The sequence below is a fragment of the Stenotrophomonas testudinis genome, from assembly GCF_024499815.1.
In the GTDB taxonomy this organism is placed as follows: Bacteria; Pseudomonadota; Gammaproteobacteria; order Xanthomonadales; family Xanthomonadaceae; genus Stenotrophomonas.
Window position 1 is genome coordinate 1 of the sequence record NZ_JAMOKY010000073.1, and the last position, 4,409, is coordinate 4,409.

3 protein-coding genes and 1 pseudogene are annotated in these 4,409 nt (G+C 68.1%); 2 read left to right on the plus strand and 2 right to left on the minus strand.

Features of this window, described 5'->3' with window-relative positions:
* Positions 1 to 81: 81 nt before the first annotated feature.
* Together greB and NQ204_RS19500 are read right to left on the minus strand one after the other, a co-directional pair.
* Positions 82 to 585 (minus strand): annotated as a pseudogene (gene greB, locus NQ204_RS19495) (transcription elongation factor GreB); the annotation flags it as partial.
* Positions 586 to 674: 89 nt separating this feature from the next.
* Positions 675 to 2,180, minus strand: coding sequence for a helicase HerA-like domain-containing protein (locus NQ204_RS19500; RefSeq protein ID WP_343238549.1), 1,506 nt, complete (start codon positions 2,178 to 2,180; stop codon positions 675 to 677).
* A 123-nt stretch (positions 2,181 to 2,303) separates the two neighbouring features.
* Between NQ204_RS19500 and NQ204_RS19505 the strand changes: the two genes are divergently transcribed.
* Both NQ204_RS19505 and NQ204_RS19510 read left to right on the plus strand, forming a co-directional pair.
* Complete coding sequence (locus NQ204_RS19505) at positions 2,304 to 3,911, plus strand: transglycosylase SLT domain-containing protein (protein WP_116862742.1); 1,608 nt, start codon at positions 2,304 to 2,306, stop codon at positions 3,909 to 3,911.
* Between the two features lie 18 nt (positions 3,912 to 3,929).
* The gene (locus tag NQ204_RS19510) at positions 3,930 to 4,277 is read left to right on the plus strand and encodes a ribonuclease E inhibitor RraB (RefSeq protein ID WP_256644697.1); all 348 of its coding nucleotides are present in this window, start codon (positions 3,930 to 3,932) and stop codon (positions 4,275 to 4,277) included.
* The last annotated feature ends 132 nt before the right edge of the window (positions 4,278 to 4,409 follow it).

Sequence of the window (4,409 nt, forward strand, 5' to 3'; positions counted from 1 at the left end):
CCCCCCCCCCCCCCCCCCCCCCCCCCCCCCCCCCCCCCCCCCCCCCCCCCCCCCCCCCCCCCCCCCCCCCCCCCCAAAAAACAACGGCGCATACGCCACCCCGATCACCGCGAACGTGAACTGCCCACCGGGCAGCTCCACCGCGAACTCGTCATCGATGCGCTTCTTCAGCAGTGCCCTCGCCAGCGGCGAGTCGATGCTGATCCAGCCCAGCCCGGCATCGGTCTCGTCCGGACCGACGATGCGGTAGCGGGTGGTCTCGCCACTGTCCACGTTCTCCAGCTCCACCCACGCACCGAAGAACACCGCCTGCGCATCGGTCGGCGTGGTGTCGACCACGCGCAGCGATTCCAGGCGCTTGGTCAGGTAGCGCACGCGGCGGTCGATCTCGCCCAGCTGTTTCTTGCGGTAGGTGTACTCGGCATTTTCCGAGCGGTCGCCTTCGGCGGCCGCCGCAGCCAGCGCCTTCACCACCTCGGGGCGGCGCACGCGCCACAGGTCATCCAGCTCGGCTTTCAACCGGGCGTGGCCGGCGGCAGTGATCAGGGCGGTGCTTTTTTCTGCAGGGGGACGCCAGCGGGACATGCAGTACGACTTCTTTTCGAGGGGGGCGATGTATGAGGAGGGGTCAAAGCCCTCCCTGGCGGGAGGGATCTGACCCCAGCAATGGCAGATCAGCGCTTGCCGCCGAAAATGCCACCGAGGATGCCGCGCACGATCTGGTTGCCCAGCTTGGTGCCGACCGTGCGCGTGGTCTGCTTGGCCATGGTTTCGATCATGCCCTGGCGGCGCTTGGTGCCGAAGATCGCGTCCTTGATCGACTGGCCGAAGCCGCCTTCCTGCGCCTCGTCCTGCTCGCGGCTGCGGGCGGCCGGGGCTGCGGCCTGCTCGGTGGCCTTCTGCGCGCGCTGGGCCAGCAGTTCGACGGCCGATTCGCGGTTCACCGCGGTGTCGTAGCGGGTACCGACCGGGCTGCCTGCACGCACCTGCGCGCGCTCGGCCTCGGTGATCGGCCCCATCCGGCAGCGCGGCGGGGCGATCATCGTCTGCTGCACCGGCATCGGCACGCCCTTGTCCTGCAGCGTGGACACCAGCGCTTCGCCGGTGCCGAGCTGGCTGAGGGCCTTGGCTACGTCCAGCTTGGGGTTCGGTACGAAGGTCTCGGCGGCGGTCTTCACCGCCTTCTGGTCGCGCGGGGTGAAGGCGCGCAGCGCGTGCTGCACGCGGTTGCCGAGCTGGCCGAGGATGTTGCCCGGCACGTCGTCAGGGAACTGCGAGCAGAAGTACACACCCACGCCCTTGGAGCGGATCAGCCGCACCACCTGCTCGATGCGCTGCACCAGCGAGGCCGGCGCGTCGTCGAACAACAGGTGCGCCTCGTCGAAGATGAAGACCAGCTTGGGCTTTTCCAGGTCGCCCACTTCCGGCAGCTGCTCGAACAGTTCCGACAGCAGCCACAGCAGGAAGGTGGAATAGAGCTTGGGCTTGAGCACGAGCTGGTCGGCGGCGAGGATACCGACCACACCGCGACCGTCGTGGTTGACCCGCATGATGTCGGCCAGCTCCAGGGCAGGTTCGCCGAAGAAGCCTTCGCCGCCGTCCTGGGCCAGGCGCAGCACCGAGCGCTGGATGGCCGCGATCGACTGTGCGCTGACCAGGCCGTACTCGGTGGAGATGTCCTTGCGCTCCTCGGCCACCAGGCCGAGCAGGGCGCGCAGGTCGTCCATGTCCAGCAGCAGAAGGCCGCGGTCGTCGGCCAGCTTGAAGACGATGTCGAGCACGCCGGCCTGGGTGTCGTTCAACTCCAGGATGCGCGCCAGCAGGGTAGGGCCCATCTCGCTGATGGTGGTACGCACCGGGTGGCCGAGCTTGCCGTACAGGTCCCAGAACACGGTGGGACTGGCAGCCGGGGCGTAGTCGGCCACGCCGATCTCGGCGGCGCGCTGCAGCAGGGCATCGGCACCGGTGCCGGGTACGGCCAGGCCGGACACATCGCCTTTCACATCGGCCAGGAACACCGGCACGCCCAGCCGCGAGAAGCCCTCGGCCAGGGTCATCAGGGTCACGGTCTTGCCGGTACCGGTGGCACCGGCCACCAGGCCATGGCGGTTGCCGAGTTTCGGCAGCAGGGTGACAGCCACATCGTCGGTGATGCCTTTGCCGAGCAGAATCGGATCCATGGTCCAGCCCTTGTGGTGAATGCGCCCAATGTTAACCGCCGACGGTGGCGGGCCGACGGCCGGGTTGCTCGGACCTTGGCGGCACCGCTACTCTGCCTGCCTGTTTCGCACACAGTGCCACCAATGCCCGTTCCTGTCCTGATTTCCCGTGGTTGGCCGCTGCTGGCGCTTGCCGGCCTGGTATCCCTGGCGCCCAACGCCCATGCGCAGCGTGTTTCGGCGCGGGACCAGGCGAAGGCCGATGCGCTGCAGCAGCGCATGGCCACCGCCGAGAAACGCTACAGCGATGCCCTGCTGCTGGTCGCCAATGCCGACCCCAAGGGCAGCAACGAAGCCGATGCGGCGCTGGAGGACATGGAAGATGTCATCAGCGAATGCATGAAGCAGAAGGGCTGCCAGATGAGCAACATGCTGGCCACCTACAAGCGCCTGCTGAAGCGTGATGCCGACGCGGCCGCCAGCGATGACAGCGCCGACGAGGGCGGCGACCGCCTGGAGGCCGACCCGGACCACGTGGGCCCGCTGACCGCCGATGTGCCTGAGGCCGCCCGCGCCGCGGCGTTGCTCAATGACAAGCGCCATGCCTTCGACAACATGGTCGAGTACAACCCAGCCGTGCAGGCGGGCATCCGCCGCTGGCTGACCGACATGCGCCCGGCATTGCTGACCAGCTACGAGAACTACCAGAACCTGCGCGCGGTGATGTGGCCCGAGTGGGAAAAGCGCGGCCTGCCCGAGGCGCTGCTGTTCGGCATCATGGCCAAGGAATCCAATGGCCGCGTGCATGCGTCCTCGCGCGCTGGTGCGGCCGGCCTGATGCAGTTCATGCCGGCTACCGGCCGCCGCTTCGGCCTGGGCCCGGACGGCACCGGTTTCGATACCCGCTTCGACGCGCGCAGCGCCGCCGAAGCCAGCGCCAGCTACCTCAACGAGCGCCTGCGCGAACTGAACAACAACGTGGAAATGTCGGTGGCCGCCTATAACGGCGGCGAAGGCCGTGCCGCGCGCGTGTTCAAGCAGAGCGGCGGGCAGAGCTTCTGGACCGACAGCGTCTACAACCAGTTCCCCGGCGAGACCAAGGACTACGTGCCGATGGTGATCGCCGCGGCGTGGATCTTCCTGCACCCGCAGCAGTACGGCGTGGAGTTCCCGAAGATCAGCGCGCAGCCGGCTACCCTGCGGCTGGCCAAGTCGACCACCATCTACGAGCTGACCATCTGCCTGGGCAGCCATGGCACGCGTGACGGCTACATGCGCGCGTTGCGCAACCTCAACCCGCGCTACGAAGCCGATGGCTGGATTCCGGCCGGTACGCTGATCAATGCCACCACCCGCATCGCCGGCCTGTACCAGCGCAACTGCGTCAGCGGCCCGCGCGCTGACCTCGCGCGGACCCTGATCACCGCCGATCTGAACGCGGCCATCGTACGCCCGACCGCCGCCAGCTACACCGGCAGCGTGGCCGTGGGCGGCGTGGTGCCGCTGGCCGACCCGAACGCCAGCGCCACGGTGCCGACCGCGCCGACCGCGCCGGTCGCCGCACCGCGCCCGGCGGCGCCCAAGGCCAAGCCCGCCAAGACCTACAAGGTCGGCAAGGGCGACACCCTGGGCCGCATCGCGGCGAAGTTCCAGTGCGAAGTGCCGACCCTGGCGCGCGCCAACGGCCTGAAGGCCCCCAGCTACAGCCTGCGCCCCGGCCAGGTGCTGAAGCTGCAGGGCTGCGACAAGTAACCGAACCGGAAGAGAGCCATGGACCTGGAAGCAACCCGCGATCTGTTCGCCAACCTGCGCGAGAACACCGACTGGGATCTCGCCACGCCTTTGCTGTGGGGCTATTACTTCGTGCATTCCACCCCGGACCGCCTGCAGGCGCTGGCGACCAGCCTGGAAGCCCAGGGCTATGAGGTGGTGGAACTGTTCGAACAGGAGCCGGAGGAGGGCGATGCGCCCTTCCATGTGCTGCACGTGGAGCGCGTGGAGATCCACGACGAAGCCTCGCTGGACCTGCGCAACCAGGAACTGGCCGCCCTGGCCAGCCAGACCGGCGTGGAAGACTACGACGGCGTCGACGTCGGTCCGGCCCCGACCCTGCAATAACGCATCGCTTTCTGTAGAGCCGAGCCCATGCTCGGCTGTTTTTCCCGGCAGCCGAGCATGGGCTCGGCTGTAAAGAACCCGCATTGCCGTGATTTAAAACCACCCATGCCGTGTTATAACGCAAGGGTCTTG

Bases quoted from the DNA above. Each gene is read 5' to 3' on its own strand.
- NQ204_RS19500 (WP_343238549.1), bottom strand. From the start codon at position 2,180: ATGGATCCGATTCTGCTCGGCAAAGGCATCACCGACGATGTGGCTGTC.
- NQ204_RS19505 (WP_116862742.1), top strand. From the start codon at position 2,304: ATGCCCGTTCCTGTCCTGATTTCCCGTGGTTGGCCGCTGCTGGCGCTT.
- NQ204_RS19510 (WP_256644697.1), top strand. From the start codon at position 3,930: ATGGACCTGGAAGCAACCCGCGATCTGTTCGCCAACCTGCGCGAGAAC.